The sequence below is a fragment of the Arthrobacter sp. MYb23 genome (genome assembly GCF_002979775.1).
Classification (GTDB): domain Bacteria; phylum Actinomycetota; class Actinomycetes; order Actinomycetales; family Micrococcaceae; genus Arthrobacter.
The window spans coordinates 497,951-516,994 of record NZ_PCPR01000001.1; the positions used below are offsets into that span (position 1 = coordinate 497,951).

Below are 19,044 nucleotides of genomic sequence, written 5' to 3' on the forward strand. Positions count from 1 at the left end.
GGAGCTAGCTCAGCGAGCTCTTCGCTTCGTCCATCGCCTTCTTGGCAGCCTCGGCGGGAGACAACCGGTTGAAGTGAACTTCCAGGGCGTAGCGACCCAAGGCCTCGACGGCGGAACTGGAACCTGCCGGGGGAACGGGCACGGCATCTCCCAGTTCGGAGGAGATTTCGTCGATGAACTTTGCGGTGGCGGCGTCCTCCGGCGTCAGCTTGGGAAGGACCGCTGCCCGGACCTCCGAGTTACCCGGGATACCCCGATCGGCCAACGCTATTTCACCGGCCTCCACATTGTTGGCGAGGAAGTCAATGAATTTCTGCACCTCCACCGGGTGTTTGGTCCTTGAACTCGCGGACCAGAACTGGGAGGACTTGTAGAACTGCTGTGCACTGGCGGAGTTACCGTCCGTGCTCGGTGGACGGTGGATCTCCAACGGCTGGCCCGAAGCTTTGGTGAGGGCGCTCAGTTGATTGGACCAGTACCAAGCGAGTCCAAACCTGTTGGTAGCCAATCCCTGCTGGTCAACGGAGGCCGTGGCGTCCTCCGTCATCACGGATGCGGGCGGCACGGCCTTGGAGTCACGGAGCTCTGCCTGGTATTCGTACCATCCCGTCAAGTCGCCCTCATCAAAGCCGAATTTGCCGTCTGCGGTGAAGAGGGATTTACCGTGCTGGCGGAACCAGAGGTTCATGGGTGCGTCACCGCTGACAGCACCCGAACCGTAAACCCCGCTCTTGCTGCCTTCGGTAATGGAGGCGGCTGTCTTGTTGTATTCGTCCCAAGTCCACGTCTTGTCATCAGGCAACGTGACACCGCTGGCCGCGAGGATCGAGGGGTTCGCCAGGACCACTTGGGCGTTTACCCCGGCGGTTACCGCGTACTGCTTACCATCAACCTTTCCGGCGTCTGCCACTGCTGGGTCGAACTTGGCGAGGTCCACGTCTTTCAGCTCGAGCAGGGCGCCTCTTTCGGCGTACTCGCCCAGGTAGGCGGCGTCCATTTGAATGATGTCCGGGGCGTCCTGGGAGGCGACTTGGGTGGCTAGTTTGTCCCAATAGCCGGACCAATCGCCGTATTCGCCTTTGATTTTGATGGTGGGATTCTGCGCTTCAAAAGCGTCAATAAGTTTTTGGGTCATCTTGTGCCGCACATCCGAACCCCACCAGCTGAAGCGAAGGGTGACGGTGCCATCCGAGGAGGCCTGCTGGGATCCGCCGCCACAACCGGTCATGGTGATGGCGACGGCGACCGCGGCTGCTGCGACTTTCGCCGCGAATCTTTTACGTGCTCGAGTAGACATCAAACGTCCTTATCTGAGTCGTGCGCTACCGGGAGAAAACGCTTTCTCAGCGTAGATGTGTGCTACATCACTCGTCAAGGGAGTTTTTGTTTGTTTGAGCTATCACTTCTAACAAAAGCGCTCAAACGACTGACATGCTCCTAGGTGCGTCGGCGGGCCGAGTAGCGCCACAGCAGGAATCCAATCACGGCCGCGGACAGCATACCCAACGCTCCCGTGACCACCAGGCCCGTCCGGACGCCGAAGTCCTCTGTGAGCCACCCGGCCAGCAGGCCACCCAACGCGTGACCGCCCAGCAGCAGCGGGAAGTAGAGTGCCAGGACCCTTCCGCGGACGCTGGCACCGGCCTCGAGCTGCACAGCGGTGGCTGCACTGGTGAGGAACACCAGGGTCATGAAGCCCACCACAATGAGCATCACCACGAACCACTCCTGCGTGGGCATCAAAGCAGCGAGCCCTTGTGTCAGCCCGAAGAGCCCGGCACTGGCCACGATCCCCTTCCGTCCAAAGCGTTTGATGCGGGTGGCCACCAACGCGCCTGCGAGTGCCCCCAATGCACTCACAGTGTTGAAGAGCCCAAAGCCCGCAGGACCGCTGTGCCACACTCCGTCTGCGAACGCCGCCAGGACTACGGGGCCGTTCATGCCGAACGCACCCAGCAATCCCGCAAGCAGCATGGTCAGCAGCAGCGGCGGACGAGCACGGACGAAGCGGAAGCCCGCCAGGATTTGGCCGCGCCGGGCACCAGGCTCAGGCCCCTCCGGCGAATGATGAAGCTCCCCCGGCCTGATGGAAGCGATCATCACCAGGACCGATACGCCAATCAAGGCGTTGGCTCCGAAGGCCGCTGCCGGACCTGCTTGGGCAATGACCACGCCTGCCAATGCCGGGCCGGCCATTGCTCCCAATTGCCCTATTGCACTGTTGAGTCCGATGGCGGCGGGCAGGCCGGCATCGCCCACTACCTCGTTGACGAACACCTGCCGTGCCGGCCCATCGATCGCGCTGGTGATGCCCAAGGCGATGCAGGACGCGTAGACAATCCACACATCCGTACCGCCCATCGCGTTCCACACAGCCAGACCTGCGGCTAACAAGACCGCAACGGACTGGCAGACCAAGAGGATACGACGTTTGGGGAAGAGGTCCACCAGCACGCCGCTGATGGGCCCCACCACCAGCATGGGAAGGAATTGGAGGGCAACGGCGACGCCAACGGCAGCCGGACTGCCCGTGAGTTGCAGCACCAGCCAATCCTGGGCGAGCCGCTGCATCCACACCCCGCCGCTCCCCACAAGGGAGAGCGTGACGAAGATCCGGTAATTGTGGTGCCTGAGCGGGTAATGCCAGCTTTCCGTGGATCGGGCACGCGGTTCGGTGGATTTGGGGCGCAGTGGGAACGGGCGCGGCGACACGGAGTGTTCTGCTCGATTCAGCGGGTCGGGACGGATTCATATGGAGTTTTTGTACAGCTAATGCCCCTAAGGAAGCTCCTAAAGGGCATCAGCTGTACACAAACTCAGCGTTTGGAACGGATCTTGATGGCGGCAGCGGCCAGGACCAAGGTCCCGGGAACGATCACGAACAGTGCCTGCAGCATCCACACGAAGACAACGGCCATGAAGACGGCGGCAAGCAACAGGAGCGAGCCGGTCCAGTCCCGCAGCGAATCAGCTTTGGCCTGAGAGTAAGCAAGCGCCCACCTTTGCGGGCCGGGTACCTCGGAGGATTGCTGGCCGGCGTCGCCTTCCCAGTTCACCCCGCCACTCCAGTTGGCAGCGATCCGCAGGAACAGGACCGCCCCTGCCGCGGCAAGAATCAACGTGGCAGGCAGGATCGCTGCCCGGCCGGGCAGTTGACCCACCAGAGCGAGCAACAGGTTCAGGACAATCACGACGGCGGCTACCGCCGTCGTGATTCCCAGCTTCCAGCTGCCGGGAAGCGCGCGGCGGAAATTGCCCCACAGGCTGCGGAGGGAATCATCCCTGCCGCTGAGGTGCCTTTCCAGGTGCGCGACGCCGGCCGCATAGGCGGCCGGCGCCGTCACCAGCGGGACGGAGAGGAGGAGCACGATGACTCCCGCCAGGATGGTCTCGGCGAAGAGGGCAAAGCGGTTAACCGGAATCCCGGGGTTCGGCGAAGACTTGCCTGTGGCGTTCATGGTGCTCATCTCTTGGTTCCTTAGCCCTTGAGGCCCTGCGTGGAGACGCCTTCGACGATGTAGCGCTGGAAGACCAGGAAGAAGACCAGCACGGGCAGGAGCGCCAGGACGGACATGGCGATCATGGCTCCGTAGTCCGAGGACTGGGTTTGGTCCACGAAGAGCCGCAACGCCAGCGGGAGCGGGTATTTCTCCGGGGTGTTGAGGTAGAGCAGCGGGCCCAGGAAGTCGTTCCAGCTCCAGATGAAGGAGAAGATCGAGGTGGAAATCAGGGCCGGCTTCATCAGCGGGAGCATGATGGACCCGAAGATCCTCACGTGACCTGCGCCGTCGATCCTGGCTGCTTCGTCAAGTTCGGCCGGGAGGCCGCGCATGAACTGAACCATGAGGAACACGAAGAACGCGTCCGCGGCAAGAAACTTGCCGATCAGCAGCGGCACGTAGGTGTCCACCAGGCCAAGCTGCTGGAACACGATGTACTGCGGAATGATCACCACGTGGAACGGCAGGAGCAAGGTGGCAATCATCATGCCGAAGAACAGGCCACGGCCCGGGAAGTTGATCCGGGCGAAGGCGTAGGCGGAGATGGACGCTGAGAGCACGGTGCCGACGACGGCGCCGACGGCCAGGATCAGGGAGTTGGTAAAGAACGTCAGGGTGGAGACCCCGCCGATGCCTTCCATGGCAGTGGCGAAGTTGTCGAAGCTGAAGTTGTTCGACCACAGCGAGGTGTTGGCGCCGCCGATTTCGGAGTTCGGTTTGAAGGAGGACGCGATCATCCACAGTGCCGGGTAGAGGACCATTGCCACCAGCGCCAAAGCGACGATGTGGAAGATGGTGCTCTTGATGCGCTTAGCCGTGCCGGACTCGGACTTCGGGTTGTACACCGGCGCCGGGGCGGGTTTGGTTGGTTGGGGTTGGGTGGGTGTTGCCATGGTTGTCATTTCGAATCACCGCTGTAGTGGACCCAGGACTTGGAAGTCTTGAAGAAGATCAGCGTGATGATGCCGACCACGATCACCAGGAGCCAGGCCATGGCCGAGGCGTAGCCCATCCGGAAGTCGCTGAAACCGCGCAAGTACAGGTAAAGGGTGTAGAAGAGGGTGGATCCGGCGGGGCCGCCTTCACCGTTGGAGATGATGTAGGCCGAAGCGAAGATCTGGAACGCGTGGATGGTTTCCATCAGCAGGTTGAAGAAGATCACCGGGGAAAGCATGGGCCAAGTGATGTTCAGGAACTTGCGGACCGGGCCGGCGCCGTCCATCGACGCCGCTTCGTACAGGTCGGCCGGGATCTGCTTGAGGCCGGCAAGGAAAATCACCATCGGGGCGCCGAACTGCCAGACCGTCAGCAGGATCATCATGCCCATGGTCATGTTCGGGTTGCCCACCCAGCCGCCAAGGTTGATTCCGAAGAAGGACAGGCCCTGGTCCACGGGACCGGAGTCACCGAACATCGCCTTCCAAACGATGGCAATGGACACGGACGCACCAATCAATGACGGTGCGTAGAAGGCCGAGCGGTAGAAACCCTGGCCCTTACGCTTGCTGTTGAGCAGCATGGCAATGGCCAATGCGGCGGCAAGTTTCAGTGGAGTACCGAAGATGACGTAGTTCAGGGTCACTCCCACCGACTGCAGGAAACGCTCATCCTGGAAGAGGGTGGTGTAGTTGTCCAAGCCGATCCATTTTGGAGCTTCGAACAGGTTGTAGTTGGTGAAGGAGAGGTACAGCGAGGAAATCATCGGACCCACAGTCAGGGCGATGAATCCCAGCAGCCAGGGCAACAGGAACGTGTAGCCGGCGCGGGCATCCGCTCCCCGCCGCCGCGACTTGCGCGGCTGCGGGGAAGCGGACGACGACGAGCGCCTGCTCAAGGTTGGGCTTTGAGTCACGAGATCAGTCCGTCAGTTGGGAAGGCCGGAATCAGGCGCATCCTGATCAGGCGTTCTGCTTGATGAGGTCTTCGGCTTCCTTGAACCAGGCATCTGCTGCGCCGTCCAGGGTCAACTTGCCGTAATTGAGATCGGAACTGACCCGCTTGAACGAAGCTTCAAGCGTGCCGAAACCGACGATGGGAGGCTCAGGGGCGTCCTTGAGGTACTTCTCGATGGACTTCTCGTAATCCACCACGAGCTTGTCAGTACCTTCGAACGTGGTTCCGTCGCGCTGGGTCTTCGACGCCGGGACACCGCGGGAGGTCTTGAAGATCTGGCCAACCTCGGGATCGTTGACCATGAAGTCGATGAAGCGGGCAGCAGCGTCCTTGTACTTGGTCTTGGCGCTGGCAACCATGAGCATGGAGGGTTTGAGGAAGAGGCCCAGGTTATCGGGGTCGTCCGAGGGGACCGGCACCAGTTTCATTTCCTTGGCGCCGCTGTCTCCAAGGTAGCCGGCCATGAAGTTATCCCAGGTGACTTCGCTGGCAGTGACGTTGGAGCCCATGGCGGACTTGGGGGCGAGCTGGGTGACCCGCTCTTCAGGAACGAGCGCAGGGGTGCCGCGAAGTTCGGCGGTGGTGTTCCACCACTTCTTGAGATCGTCCTTCGTGAAACCCAGCTTGCCGTCGTCGGTGAAAGCCTGGATGTTGTTCTGGCGCAGCCAGATGTTGAACATCCACCACACGCCGGTGTAGTCGGTGCCGCCGTAAAACACATTGTTGCTCTTCTGGCCGACCTCGGTCATGAACGCGTTGAACTCTTTGTAAGTCCACTGGCCATCCGGCTCGGCAACGCCCAGGCTCTGGAGCTTGGCGGGATCGTAGTACACCGCGAAGGCATTGGTGCTGGTGGGGATGCCGTAGGTCTTGCCCCGGATCTGCCCCGAGGGAAGAAGGGACTTGTCGAAGGCGTCCGTGTTGATCTTTACGGTGCTCAGGTCAAGGAGCTGGTTCCGCTGGCCGTAGTCGCGAAGGTAGGAAAGGTCCCACTGCATCACGTCCGGCAAGCCACCACCGGCAGCTTCGGTGGCGCGCTTCTGCCAGTATCCGGCGAAGTCGGTGAAGTTGCCGTTGACTTTGATGTCCGGGTTTTTGGACTCAAACAGGGCAATCGCCTTGCGGGTACGTTCCGCCCGGTCATCATTGCCCCACCAGGTGTAGTTGATGGTGACGGGGTTCTCCGCGGAGCCCGTCTGTCCTGCAGTTGAGGACTGGCCACACGCGGCCAGGAACGCGGCAGATGCAGTGCCCAGAGCCACCGTACCCAGGAATTTCCTTCTATCAATCATGAGAGCCTCCTTGCTCAGTTGGTGCAAGCTTCCGAGTTCTCTACAACGTGGCAGTGATCTCGCTTACACTCGTTCTGAATCGATACAATATCCCTAATCGGGAATCTGGGCAAGCGTTTTCCAAAGATCTTGCTTTCACCGATACGCTGCACTCATACCCTCAGTACCAGCACGGCCAACCTGACGAAGGAGTCCTCTTGACCTCCCCTGAAAATCCGAACCGTCCATCCGTCTGGACCAGCATCGACGGTCTCGCCTACGGCGGCGACTACAACCCCGAGCAATGGCCCGAAGACATCCGGCTGGAAGACATCGAGCTCATGAAGGAAGCCGGAGTCAACCTCCTGAGCGTCGGCATCTTCTCCTGGGGACTCCTGGAACCCACCGAGGGGAACTACGATTTCGGTTGGTTGGACGATGTCATGGACAACCTGGACGGAGCCGGAATCAAGGTGGCCCTGGCAACCGCGACCGCTTCTCCCCCGGCCTGGCTGGCCCGCAAATATCCCGAGATCCTCCCCGTCACTGCGGAAGGAGTCAGGCTGGAACGGGGTTCGCGACGCCACTACACGCCGTCGTCGTCCGTGTACCGCAGGTACGCCACCGCCATGACGCGGGTCATCGCCGAACGCTACAAAGACCACCCAGCCTTGGCGCTCTGGCACGTGGACAACGAACTTGGCTGCCACGTTGGTGAGTTCCACGGCGAGGAGGACGCCGCCGCTTTCCGGACATGGCTGGAACGGCGATACGGTTCCATCGAGGCCCTCAACGAGGCCTGGGGAACCGCGTTTTGGTCGCAGCACTACGCTTCCTTCGCGGAAATCATTCCGCCGGGCGCCGCGCCCACAACGCTCAACCCCGGGCAGCAACTGGACTTCGCGCGCTTCAATTCCTGGGCATTCATTGACTACTACCGCGAACTGCTGGCCGTGATCCGCGAAGTCACCCCCAACGTCCCGGCAACCACCAACTTCATGGTTTCGAGCGCCACCAAGGCCCTGGACTACTTCGATTGGTCCAAGGACATGGACGTGATCGCCAACGATCACTACCTTGTGGCGGCGGACCCGGAACGGGACATCGAGCTCGCGTTCAGCGCGGACCTGACCCGCGGCGTTGCTGGCGGTGAGCCGTGGATCCTCATGGAACACTCGACGTCGGCGGTCAACTGGCAGCCGCACAACCAACCCAAAATGCCCGGCGAAATGCTCCGGAACTCACTGACGCATGTGGCCCGTGGTGCCGACGCCGTCATGTTCTTCCAATGGCGGCAGAGCACGGCCGGCTCCGAGAAGTTCCATTCCGCCATGGTTCCCCACGGCGGCCGCGATACGCAGGTGTGGCGCAACGTGGTGGACCTCGGCGACGCGTTGTCCAGGCTCGAACCCGTCAAGGGCTCCCGGGTGGAATCCAGCGTTGCCATCGTGTTCGATTACGAGGCCTGGTGGGCCTCGGAACTGGATTCCCACCCGAGCAATTCCCTGAAATACCTGGACACCATGCGGGCATTCCACCGCTCGCTGTACCTGCGCGGCATCACCGCGGACTTCGTGCACCCATCCTCGGATATCTCCGGATATGACCTCATCCTGGTGTGTACTTTGTACGCCGTCACGGACGCAGCAGCGGCCTCGATTACTGCCGCGGCGGCGGCCGGTGCCACGGTGCTCATCAGCTACTTCAGTGGCATTGTTGACGAAATGGATCACGTCCGTCTGGGCGGCTACCCGGGCGCATTCCGCGAACTGCTGGGCCTTCGGAGCGAGGAATTCCACCCGCTCTTCCCAGGCACATCTGTCACGTTGAGCGACGGAACAGTATTTGAACCCGGAACACTGGGATCCGTATGGAGCGAGCACGTGCACACTGCCGGGGATTCCACGGAGGTCCTGGCAACCTTCACGGACTACCCGCTGGGCGACGTCCCGGCCCTGACCCGCCGCAGTGTGGGCACAGGTTCGGCCTGGTACCTGGCCACACTTCCGGACTCCAATGGCATCGACGCACTGACCGCCCGGCTCGTGGACGAAGCAGGGGTGACGGCCGTGACTGAGGCGAGCACCGGCGTCGAACTTGTCCGGCGCCGCGCCACTGACGGCCGCAGCTTCCTGTTCGCCATCAACCACAGCCCGGCAGACGTGACGGTGAAGGCCGACGGCGGCGAACTGCTCAGCGGCGCCCGCTTCACCGGCGTTGTACCCGCCGGAGCCGTGGCCGTCATCGCGGAAGACTGACCCAAGTAGGTAGCAGATCAGGCCGTTCTCAGCGCTGGGAACGACCTGATCTGCTACACAGTTGGGTGGGCACACAAAAAAACGCGCCCCGGTTGATCCTGACGGACCAATCCGGGGCGCGGTTTCTGCTGTGAAAAAGCTAGCTGATGGCGGATTTCATTTCATCCACGGCCTTCTTGCCGGCTTCCTCCGTTGAGAGCCTGTCGAACAGAACCTCCGAGGTGTAACGCTTCACAATTTCCTGGATGGCACCGGCACCCTTTGGTGGTGCGGCCGGTGCGTCACCGAGCTCTTCCTTGATACCGGCGATGAAGTCGACTACCTTCACATCTGCCTTGGCGAGCTTGGGTGCGATGGCGTCGCGAACTTCAGAGTTCGGGTAGACGCCGCGATCTGCCAGAAGTGCCTCGCCGGCCTTGACGTTATTAGTCAGGAAGTTGATGAACTTGGCCGTCTCTTCAGGGTGCTTGGTGCGCGAAGAAGCGGACCAGAACTGGGAGGCCTTGTACCAAAGCTTGGCGTCATCGGCCTTGCCCGTCTTGGAGGGGAAACGCAGGATCTGCAGTTCGCCGCCGGCAGCCTTTTCAAGGGCCGGAAGCTGGTTGGACCACCAGAAGGCCAGCCCGTTCTTGCCTGTTGCCAGTCCGCTCTGGTCAAGCGGGGCTGCCTCAGCTTCCACAACTTCCGATGCTGAAGGTACTGCCTTCTTTTCGCTGAGTTGCTTCAGGAAAGCCCACCACTCGGCAATGTCCGAGGGTTCGAAGCCCAGCTTGCCGTCAGAGGTGTAGAGGGACTTGCCGTTCTGGCGCAGCCACACACCCAGGGAGGCCTCATCAGTTCCGTAGGCAGCTGCGCCGTAGGTTCCCTTGGGCGACTTGGCAGTGACCTCGGCGGCGACCCGCTCAAAGTCTTCCCACGTCCAGGTCTTGTCGTCAGGGATCGCGACGCCGGCGGCCTGGAATACTGCCGGGTTGGCCAGGATGGTAGCTGCGTTGATGCCTGCGGCGATGCCGGTCAGCCCTTTCTCGCCCTTACCTGCATCCAGGGCTGCGGCATCGAGCTTTGAAGTGTCGATGTCGTACTTGGACAGATCCAGCAGCGCGCCACGGGTGGAGTACTCGGTGATGTACTTCTCGTCCATCTGGATGATGTCCGGAGCATCGTTGGCGGCAACCTGGGTGGCCAGCTTGTCCCAGTAGCCGCTCCAGTCGCCGTACTCGGGCTTGATCTTGATGTTGGGGTTCTCGGCTTCGAAGGCCGCGATGGCCGCCTGCGTTACCTGGGCGCGCTTGTCGCCGCCCCACCAGGCGAAGCGAAGCTCCACTTTTCCGTCGGCGCTCTTCGCCTCGGACCCTCCGCCACCACCGCAGGCGGTGAGGGCGAGGACTGCGGCAGCTGTAGCCGCGACGAGGGCTGATGCGCGAAGCTTGCGCTTGGCCTTCGGCGCTGAGGTGCGGGTTTGCGAGGCAGCTGCGGGGGCGACTGCTTCACCCTTTGGATGTACCGGCACTGATGTCTCCGATCTTCATTGATCCTGATGCGATGTGAGAAAGCGTTTTCTTACTGATCATTATGGTACAAGTCACATTCTTGTATGACAAGATGCTGACTTGTATTACTTGTTCGAGAAGCCCGACGGCGGTACTCGCCGCTAGCGGCTCTCACCGACGGCGGTACTCACCGGATAGCGGCTCTCACCGAGAAGGGGGCGGCAGGCGCCACCCCCTTCCGGCGGAACGATCGTTTTACTTGATGCCCGTGGTGGCGATGCCCTTGATGAGGAATCGCTGGCCGAACAGGAACACCAGGAACACCGGGAGCAGGGACACGATGGACATTGCGAAGAGCGATCCCCAGCTGGTGGCGGACTGCGAGTCAACGAAGGCGCGAAGGGCCACCGGAACCGTGAACATATCCGGGTCCGTGAGGTAAATCAGCGCGCCGAAGAAGTCATTCCAGGTCCAGATGAACGTGAAGATGGTGGTGGTGGCCAGGGCCGGGACCATCAGGGGCAGGATCACGCGGAGGAAGATCCTGGGGTGGCCGGCGCCGTCGATGCGCGCTGCCTCATCAAGGTCCTTCGGGATACCGCGAATGAACTGAACCATCAGGAACACGAAGAACGCATCCGTGGCGAGGAGCTTGGGCACAATCAGCGGCCAGAAGGTGTTCACCCAGCCGATCTGCGAGAACAGGATGTACTGCGGGACGATCACCACATGGAACGGCAGCATGATGGTCAGCAGCATGATGCCGAAGAAGATCTTCTTGCCGCTGAACTGCAGGCGGGCGAAGGCGTAAGCGGCCATGGAGCAGGAGATCAGGTTTCCAAGAATTGAGCCCAGGACCACGATCGCGGAGTTGATCATGTAGTGCCCGAACGGGTGCGTCAGGGCGGACCAGCCATCGGTGTAGTTGCTCATCTCCAGGCTCTCCAGCCACAGGCCGGGTTCGCGGAAGATGAGATCGTTGGGCCGCAGGGACGAAACCACCATCCAGAGCAGCGGGTAGATCATCACCGCGCCCACAATGATCAGGATGGCGTGCTTGACCAGGCCCTTGATACGGGCGCTGCGGCTGAAGGCCAGGCTGCCCGGGGATTCGCGGCGGCGCGGGCTCTTGCCGTCCTTACCGGACTTGCCTGAGGAGGAATTGGACGCGGCGGGGAGGGTCTGGAGTTTAGTCATCGTAGAACACCCAATACTTTGAAGCGATGAAGTTGATGGCGGTGAAAGCGCCGATGATGACCAGCAGGAACCAGGCCATCGCTGAGGCGTAGCCCATATCAAATTGGCCGAAGCCCTTTTGGTAGAGATACAGGGTGAAGAACATGGTGGAGTCAGACGGGCCGCCGTTGCCGCCGGAGACGATGAACGCCTGCGTGAACGACTGGAATGATCCGATGATCTGAAGCACCAGGTTGAAGAAGATGATGGGGCTCAGCATGGGCAGGGTGATCCGCCAGAACTGCTGCAATGTGGTTGCGCCGTCTACCTTGGCTGCCTCGTAATACATGACGGGGATCTGGCGAAGGCCGGCCAGGAAGATGATCATGGGACTGCCGAAGGTCCAGACGTGCAGCAGGATGATGGAGCCAAGCGCCGTGTTGGGATCGGAGATCCAACCGGGCCCCTCAATGCCCACCATCGCCAGAACCTGGTTGACCAGGCCGGTGGTGCCGAAAATCTGCTTCCACAGGATGGCAACTGCCACCGAGCCACCCAGCAGGGAGGGCAAGTAGAAGATAGAGCGGTAGAACGGAAGGCCGCGCAGTCCCTTGTCCAGGACCAGCGCGATCAGCAGGGCCACCCCCAATTGGAGGGGCACACCCACCAGGACGTACGTGAACGTGACACGGAGGGAGTTGTGGAGGCGGGCATCGCCGAACATGCGGATGAAGTTATCCAACCCCACCCATTCCGGTGGCTGCAGGAGGTTGTAGTCCGTGAAGGACAGGTACAAGGACATCAGCATGGGCCCCACGGTGATGGCGACCAGACCGATCAGCCATGGGAGGAGGAAGATGTAGGCGGCTTTGTTGTCGCGGCCGTTCGCCTTCTTCTCTTCTTTGGTCATGGGACCCTTGCGCCGGGTCATCGTTGAGAGTTCGCCTATAGCGCTCATTGCTTCCCCCTCGCCGGAGCGCGAACGCCTTGCGGCGTCCCCGTGCGTAGTACAGCGGCCATGTGGTCTCCTTTGGTCATCGTGGCCATCCACGGAAGTTCGAGTCTGGTTGGTGCTTGCCGTCCGGGACGCCGCCGATCTACTGGCGCTACCCGTGAGTTGCCAGGATTCGGGGTCCGGACGTTCAGCGGCTCCGTATCAAAGTAAACGTTTTCTTGACCCTTGTACAGCCTTTTGCTAATTTTTGAGAAAGCGTTTTCTTGCGAAGCCGCCTAAACGTGATTTCCCACGCTGACGAAGCCCGGCGTGCGCTGGAGCACACCCTCCGCACTCGATAAGGCAGGACACTATTGTTCCCCACCCACCCCGCCTGCCATGACCAGCGTTGACATGGCAGCATCCCCCATCCGGCCCAGCGCGCTGGCTGGCTATGAGGATTGGCCGGCCCATGCCCAGCACCGGTACACCGCTGACTCAGCGGAAATCCGGCACCTTGCCCACACACTTGGCGTGCCCGCGGTAACACCGGATCTTGAGTACACAGTCATCTCCGAATCAGAGCACGACGGCGTCATCACCTCGCACTTGCAGTGGCAGCTGGGATTCGGCCCTGCGACGTCCGCCTGGTTCGTGCGACCGGCCGGTGCCACCGCTCCGCTGCCCGGGTTGCTCGCCCTCCACTGCCATGGCGGGATCAAGGCCTACGGTGCTGAGCGGCTTGTGCGGTTCCCTCACGATTTTGAGCGTCGGGATGCGGAGCATCACGACGGCGGCGCCCCCTCGAGCGACAGACCCGGCGGTGCCGCGGGTTCTCACGCGATGGGGTTGCCACCCCTGGATATCAGGGCGAAGCTCTACGGCGGCCGGGCACTCGCCACTTCGCTGGCCCACCAGGGCTTCGCCGTCCTTGCGCACGACACCTTCATGTGGGGCAGCCGCCGCTTCGGGCTCGATCCCCTTCCTTGGCGGACTGCCAACGCCGTCAACGGCCAGCAGGCACTGAGGCGGGAGGCCGGCGTCGAACTTTCCGCGGCGGAACGCTACGACGCAGCCGCGGCCGCCCACGAGGAAACTGTGGCGAAAGCCGCAACGCTGATAGGTACCAGCGTTGCCGGGACCGTCGCCCATGACGATCTCGCTGCCTTGGGTGTCCTCGCGTCCCTGCCGGGCGTGGCTTCGGATCGGCTCGGTTGCCTGGGATTCTCCGGAGGCGGCGGACGGGCCATGGTGCTCGGTGCCCTGAGCCCGCTGATCCGCAGCTACGTGGTCACGTGCATGATGACCACGTTCGAAGCACTCCTGCCCGCATACCTGGACGCGCACTCCTGGTTACTGCACTCCCCGGGCCTCGCCGGTTTGGGCGACTGGCCAGACCTCGCCGTCCGCTCCGCTGCCGAAAGGGTGCTGGTCCAGTACGCCCTGGATGACCCGCTCTTCCCGGAACAGGGCATGCGCGACGCCCACCAGCATCTGTTGGAGGGCATGCCCGCCCGCTACACCGGCAGCTTTTGGCAGGAACCCCACGTCTTCACCCAAGCCATGCAGGACGAGGCCGCAGCGTTCCTCGCATCCGCGCTCCAGCCCAAGCAAACAACCACTACCCATGCACCTGATCCCGCTAGGACAGCCTCATGACACAAACCTCAACCGACACCGCCACGGAGGGCATCGCCCGGCTCCCCCGCATCGCGCTGGTGGGCGTGCACGGTTTCGGCGAACGGCACTTGGACAACCTTGGCCGGCTAAGTGCCAACGGCGCCCTGGAGTTGGTTGCCGTCGCCGATCCCCGGCCCCCCGCAGACGGAACGCTGGGCCCGGAGGTGAAGGTCTTCGCTTCGCTTGACGAGCTCCTGGCTGCGGGAACCGCCCCGGACGTGGTCATCATCTCCACCCCCATCCAAACGCACGCGCCACTTGCCATCGCTGCCCTCAAAGCCGGTGCCAACGTCTATCTGGAAAAGCCGCCGGTGGCTTCCATGGCGCAATTCGAGGAAGTCATGGCCGCAGCGGCGAGCGCTGGCCGCCTGGTACAGGTGGGTTTTCAAAGCCTGGGCTCAGAGGCCCTGCCGGCGATCGAAGCCTTGGTGGCTTCCGGCGGGATCGGCGACGTCCGGGGTATCAGCGCCACCGGACTGTGGCTACGGAGCAAGGCGTACTTCAAGCGCTCACGGTGGGCCGGTAAACGCAGCCTCAACGGGACCGATGTTGTGGACGGGGTGGCCACCAACGCCTTGGCCCACGCTGTGGCAACCGGTCTGCGGCTGGCTGGTGCGCGGACTGTGGCGGACGTTGAATCCGTGGAGACGGACCTTTACCGGGCCAACGATACCGAGAGCGATGACACCTCCGTGGTGCGGGTCCGGACCACGGAGGGCACTGGGTTGGCGGGAAGCACCGGGCTCGGGGGAAGCACTGGGTTTGACGGCAGCACCGTGCTGACGTGCGCCCTGACGCTGTGTGCGCCCGTGCAGTCCGCGCCGTCGGTCACCATCTACGGGACCCTCGGGCAGCTCACGCTCTTCTACACGGAGGACCGCCTGGAGATCACCTCTCCTCAGGGCACCCGGACGGAGACCTTTGGACGGATCGACCTTCTGGAGAACCTGCTGGCTGCCCGCACGGAGGATGATCTCCTCAGCCCGCTGTCGGGTTCGGGCGCCTACGTCTCCGTATTGGAGGCCATCCGCACAGCAGATGCACCCCGGCAGATCCCCTCGGAGTTCATCACCTGGGAAGGCGAGGGCGATGCCGCCCACCCCGTGGTCCTCGGCATCGAATCATTGATCCGTCGGGCAGCTCTAGGGCAGGCCACCTTCGCTGAGCTCGGAGCGCCGTGGACTGCCTCCGCCGGGACCTCCCTCTCTGTTAACGGCATCCCTGTCGCCACGCTTCAGGACGGAACCCGGATCCGGCCCACGTCGTCCCCGCGCCCTTACCTGCACCCCGTGCGGACGCTGGCGGGAACGGTGGTCACCGATCACATCCCGGAGGACCACGTGTGGCACCTCGGAGCCGGAGTGGCCCTCCAGGACGTTGACGGCATCAACTTCTGGGGAGGCCGAACCTACACCCGTGCCGCCGGCGCCTACATCTGGCGCAAGGACCACGGCAGCATCGTCACGGAGTCCGTGGACCACGGCGACGGCCTCAGGCGTGAACAGTTGAGCTGGCTCGGCCCCGACCACACACCCGTACTCCGCGAACAGCGCGAGTGGCGCTGGGCCGCCGTCGGGAATTCAACCTGGAAACTGACGCTGGACTTCACCCTGGAGTCAGCCACGGGACAGCCGGTGCTGCTGGGCAGCCCCGGCTCCAACGGGCGTCCGCAGGGTGGTTACGGCGGCTTCTTCTGGCGGCTGCCGAAAGTCGGCGCCGCGACCATTTGGACACCTGAAGCACGGGGCGAGGACGCCGTGCACGGCACCGCGGCGCCATGGCTGGCTTGGTCTGGGACGTTCGACGCCGGGACAGCCAGCGCCGCCCAAGTCACCGGCGACCCCGGGCTGGGACACCCGGCAACGCTCGTGTTCCTTGCCTCACCGCAGGCAACGGACCCGTGGTTCGTGCGGCACTCGGGGTACCCCGGGGTTGGGCTGTCTTTGGCCTGGGACGCCCCGGTGACCACCGAACCAGGCCGCCCTGTCCACAGGACCGTCACCGTCCTCGTCACGGACGGCTTCCTGGCAACACAAGACATTGAACAACTCATCACAACCTTGGGGGAACCGGTATGACCACGCCTACTCAATTCACGCCAGCTCCTGCCGCAGTGGCTGCACGCAGTCCACTCACAGCACCCGGCAACGTGGCCGACCGCGCAGTGAAGCGCCAGCGCGTGCTGGACATCATGGACGCCGCGGGTCGCGACTCACTGTTGCTGACATCCAACACCGCCCTGACCTGGTACTTGGACGGCAGCCGCGTGCACATCAGCCTGGCCGGCGACCCCATCGCGGCCCTCTTGGTGGACCGTTCCGGTGATCACTTGGTCACGTTCAACAACGAGGCAGGCCGGATCGCAGCTGAAGAACTCCCGGACGGCGTCAGCCTGGACACCGTTCCATGGAATGGCCAGTTGCATGCCTTCGCGGCAGGGCTGGCCGTTGGCGGAGACCCGTTGGTTGAAGCGGCGGTGGCCGCGGAACTGCGTGCGGCCCGCCAGCAGCTCCTGCCCGGCGAAACAGCCCGTTACGCCGAGCTCTCCGCCGACGCCGCAGCCGCCATGACCGATGTCCTGACTGCTGCGACGCCGGCAACCACGGAGTTCCAACTCGTCTCGGAACTGGCCGCCCGTATTGTTACGGTGGGCGCCGAGCCGTTGGTCCTGCTATGCAACGGTGCTTCGCGGAGCGATTTCCGGCACCCGCTGGCCACGCACTCCCCCATCGGCCGCCGCGCCATGGCTGTGGTGTGCGCCCGCCGGAACGGCTTGGTGGCCAACGTGACCCGGTGGGTGGCGTTCGACGCCGGCGCTCCCCAGGAACTCGACGCCGAGGCCCGCATCGCCGCTGTCGAGGCTGACATCTTCAGGGCCACGGTTCCCGGAGCCCGCCTCAATGAGATCTTCGCCGAAATAAAACGGGCCTACGCACGGCACGGATTCGGCGAGGATCAGTGGACGCTCCACCACCAGGGCGGACCCGCGGGTTATGCAGGCCGCGACCCCCGCGTCACAGCAGAGGTCACGGACACTGTGGTCCTCAACCAGCCCTTCACGTGGAACCCGTCCGGGCCCGGCGTGAAGATCGAGGACACCGTGCTGCTCACGAAATCCGGTCTGCGCGTCCTGACCACCGACGACCGTTGGCCGAGCACCCAAGTGGACGGTCGTCGTCGTCCGCTGACGCTTCGCCCGTAACGCCCTCGCACAAACCCGACTCAAACGAAAGGGGCGGGGTCACCATGATGGTGACCCCGCCCCTTTTCCGTGTGCGCTTACCCAAGTAGGTCGCAGTTAATGCCGTTTTGAGGGCTCAAAACGGCATTAACTGCGACTCAGTTGGGTGGGCTTGGGTGCGTTAGCGGAGGGTGAGCACGCCGTCCACGCGCCGGGGAATGCCCAGCGGGTTGGCGTCGTGCAAGGCCGGGTGCAGGACAGTCTCCGGGGCATCCTGGTACGCCACGGGACGCTGGAAGCGGCGCACCGCTGTGGCGCCCACGGAGGTGAACAGCGACGTCGTGGCCGGGTACGGACCACCGTGTTGCTGTGCCCAGTTCACGGCCACACCAGTGGGCCAGCCATCGAACAGAACCCGTCCGGCCAAGCCGCTGAGCTGCTCCACGAGGGCGGAAACGTCCTCGCCTGGCTGGGCGTGCACCGTGCCCGTCAGGCTGCCCGGGACCTTCGCCAGGGCTGCGGACAGCTCTTCCTGGTTGGCGTATTCAATAAGCAGGGTGGTGGGGCCGAAGCACTCCTCCAGCAACTCCTCGGGGCGTTCCAGGACGTTGGCGGCACTGGTGGCGAACACCACGGGAGCGGCTCCGTCTGCCAGGCTGTTCTGCTGCACCGTGCCACTGACGACGGCGACACCCGGCTGGTCTGCAACGTTCCGAAGACCGTCCGGGTACGCCTCGGCGATCCGCTCGGTGAGCATGGCAGCGGTTGGCTTGTCCTTGCTGGCCTCGGCCAGGTGAGACGCGAAGTCCGTGCCCGCCGGGATGAAGACGAGTCCTGGTTTGGTGCAGAACTGTCCGGCACCCATGGTGAACGAGCCGGCCAGGCCCGCGGCGAGCTGCTGTCCACGTTCCGCGAGTGCGTCGGCCGTGATCACCACGGGGTTCAGGCTGCCCAACTCGCCGTAGAACGGGATGGGCTCCGGCCGAGAAGATGCGAGATCGAACAAGGCGCGTCCGCCCGGAATGGAACCGGTGAAGCCCACGGCCTTGATGGCAGGATCCTGAACCAGTGCGGTGCCGGCCTCGCGGCCGCTGACCAAGGCGAAGATTCCTTCCGGAGCCCCGGCCTTGGCAAGAGCTTCGGCAACGATCTCGGCGGTCCGCTCAGAGAGCCGGATGTGTCCCGAGTGCGCCTTGACGATCACCGGGCAGCCCACGGCCAGAGCGGATGCAGTGTCGCCGCCTGCCACGGAGAAAGCGAACGGGAAGTTCGACGCCGAGAACACCGCTACCGGGCCGATCGGACGCAGGATGCGACGAAGGTCAGGCTTGGGCGGAGTGGACGAGGGGTCAGCGTGGTCGATCACGGCCTCAAGGTACGAGCCCTCCGTGATCACGGTGGCGAAAAGGCGCAACTGCCCGCTGGTCCTCGCCACCTCTCCCGTGAGCCGGACTGTGCCCAGGCTCGTCTCGGAATCGGCGATGGCCACCAGTTCAGTGACGTTGGCGTCCAAGGCATCGGCGACGGCGTTCAGCCAGGCAGCGCGCTCGGCGTCGGAAGCCGTTGCGGTAACCTTTGCCGCTTCCGTGGCTGCGGCGGTGATGGCTGTCAGGTCAAGAGTTGCTGTACTCAATGCGGTTTCCTTTACTGTCGGGGACGGC

The 19,044-nt window shown here is 63.2% G+C and carries 14 protein-coding genes; 4 read left to right on the plus strand and 10 right to left on the minus strand.

Translation table 11 applies throughout. The features are described from left to right. Positions 1-4: 4 nt before the first annotated feature. From CQ020_RS02350 to CQ020_RS02375, 6 genes are all read right to left on the minus strand, one after another. The gene (locus CQ020_RS02350; protein WP_105690367.1) at positions 5-1,297 is read right to left on the minus strand and encodes an ABC transporter substrate-binding protein; all 1,293 of its coding nucleotides are present in this window, start codon (positions 1,295-1,297) and stop codon (positions 5-7) included. A 140-nt stretch (positions 1,298-1,437) separates the two neighbouring features. Next, complete coding sequence (locus CQ020_RS02355; protein ID WP_105690368.1) at positions 1,438-2,712, minus strand: MFS transporter; 1,275 nt, start codon at positions 2,710-2,712, stop codon at positions 1,438-1,440. 104 nt (positions 2,713-2,816) lie between these two features. Then, on the minus strand, positions 2,817-3,458 hold the full coding sequence (locus CQ020_RS02360; RefSeq protein WP_105690419.1) for a Poxvirus protein I5: 642 nt from the start codon (positions 3,456-3,458) through the stop codon (positions 2,817-2,819). A gap of 20 nt (positions 3,459-3,478) precedes the next feature. Beyond that, positions 3,479-4,402, minus strand: a complete 924-nt coding sequence (locus CQ020_RS02365; protein ID WP_105690369.1) for a carbohydrate ABC transporter permease — start codon at positions 4,400-4,402, stop codon at positions 3,479-3,481. Beyond that, positions 4,399-5,352, minus strand: a complete 954-nt coding sequence (locus CQ020_RS02370) for a carbohydrate ABC transporter permease (RefSeq protein ID WP_105690370.1) — start codon at positions 5,350-5,352, stop codon at positions 4,399-4,401. The genes CQ020_RS02365 and CQ020_RS02370 overlap by 4 nt, the downstream gene beginning before the upstream one ends. Positions 5,353-5,398: 46 nt before the next feature. Further along, complete coding sequence (locus CQ020_RS02375; RefSeq protein WP_105690371.1) at positions 5,399-6,685, minus strand: ABC transporter substrate-binding protein; 1,287 nt, start codon at positions 6,683-6,685, stop codon at positions 5,399-5,401. Positions 6,686-6,882: 197 nt separating this feature from the next. Here CQ020_RS02375 and CQ020_RS02380 point away from each other — a divergent pair, with 197 nt between their 5' ends. Then, positions 6,883-8,922, plus strand: coding sequence for a beta-galactosidase (locus tag CQ020_RS02380; protein WP_105690372.1), 2,040 nt, complete (start codon positions 6,883-6,885; stop codon positions 8,920-8,922). Between the two features lie 139 nt (positions 8,923-9,061). On the opposite strand, the gene CQ020_RS02385 is transcribed toward CQ020_RS02380, so the two are convergent. From CQ020_RS02385 to CQ020_RS02395, 3 genes are all read right to left on the minus strand, one after another. Further along, positions 9,062-10,432: an ABC transporter substrate-binding protein gene (locus CQ020_RS02385; protein WP_105690373.1), complete on the minus strand. Its 1,371-nt coding sequence runs from the start codon at positions 10,430-10,432 to the stop codon at positions 9,062-9,064. Positions 10,433-10,667: 235 nt separating this feature from the next. Continuing rightward, positions 10,668-11,609: a carbohydrate ABC transporter permease gene (locus tag CQ020_RS02390; protein ID WP_105690374.1), complete on the minus strand. Its 942-nt coding sequence runs from the start codon at positions 11,607-11,609 to the stop codon at positions 10,668-10,670. Beyond that, positions 11,602-12,546, minus strand: coding sequence for a carbohydrate ABC transporter permease (locus CQ020_RS02395; RefSeq protein WP_024817937.1), 945 nt, complete (start codon positions 12,544-12,546; stop codon positions 11,602-11,604). The genes CQ020_RS02390 and CQ020_RS02395 overlap by 8 nt, the downstream gene beginning before the upstream one ends. 375 nt (positions 12,547-12,921) lie before the next feature. Here CQ020_RS02395 and CQ020_RS02400 point away from each other — a divergent pair, with 375 nt between their 5' ends. From CQ020_RS02400 to CQ020_RS02410, 3 genes are read left to right on the plus strand one after another with little or no spacing between them, the layout of a single operon-like run. Next, positions 12,922-14,181 carry an acetylesterase gene (locus CQ020_RS02400; protein ID WP_181151723.1) on the plus strand — a complete coding sequence of 420 codons (1,260 nt, stop codon included), beginning with the start codon at positions 12,922-12,924 and terminating at the stop codon, positions 14,179-14,181. Next, entirely contained in the window at positions 14,178-16,280 is a 2,103-nt protein-coding gene (locus CQ020_RS02405) for a DUF6807 family protein (protein WP_105690375.1), read from the plus strand. The genes CQ020_RS02400 and CQ020_RS02405 overlap by 4 nt, the downstream gene beginning before the upstream one ends. Further along, entirely contained in the window at positions 16,277-17,404 is a 1,128-nt protein-coding gene (locus CQ020_RS02410; RefSeq protein ID WP_105690376.1) for a Xaa-Pro peptidase family protein, read from the plus strand. Before CQ020_RS02405 ends, CQ020_RS02410 begins: the two co-directional genes overlap by 4 nt. A gap of 160 nt (positions 17,405-17,564) precedes the next feature. Here CQ020_RS02410 and CQ020_RS02415 read toward each other — a convergent pair whose 3' ends face one another. Then, complete coding sequence (locus tag CQ020_RS02415) at positions 17,565-19,016, minus strand: aldehyde dehydrogenase (NADP(+)) (protein WP_105690377.1); 1,452 nt, start codon at positions 19,014-19,016, stop codon at positions 17,565-17,567. Between the last annotated feature and the right edge of the window lie 28 nt (positions 19,017-19,044).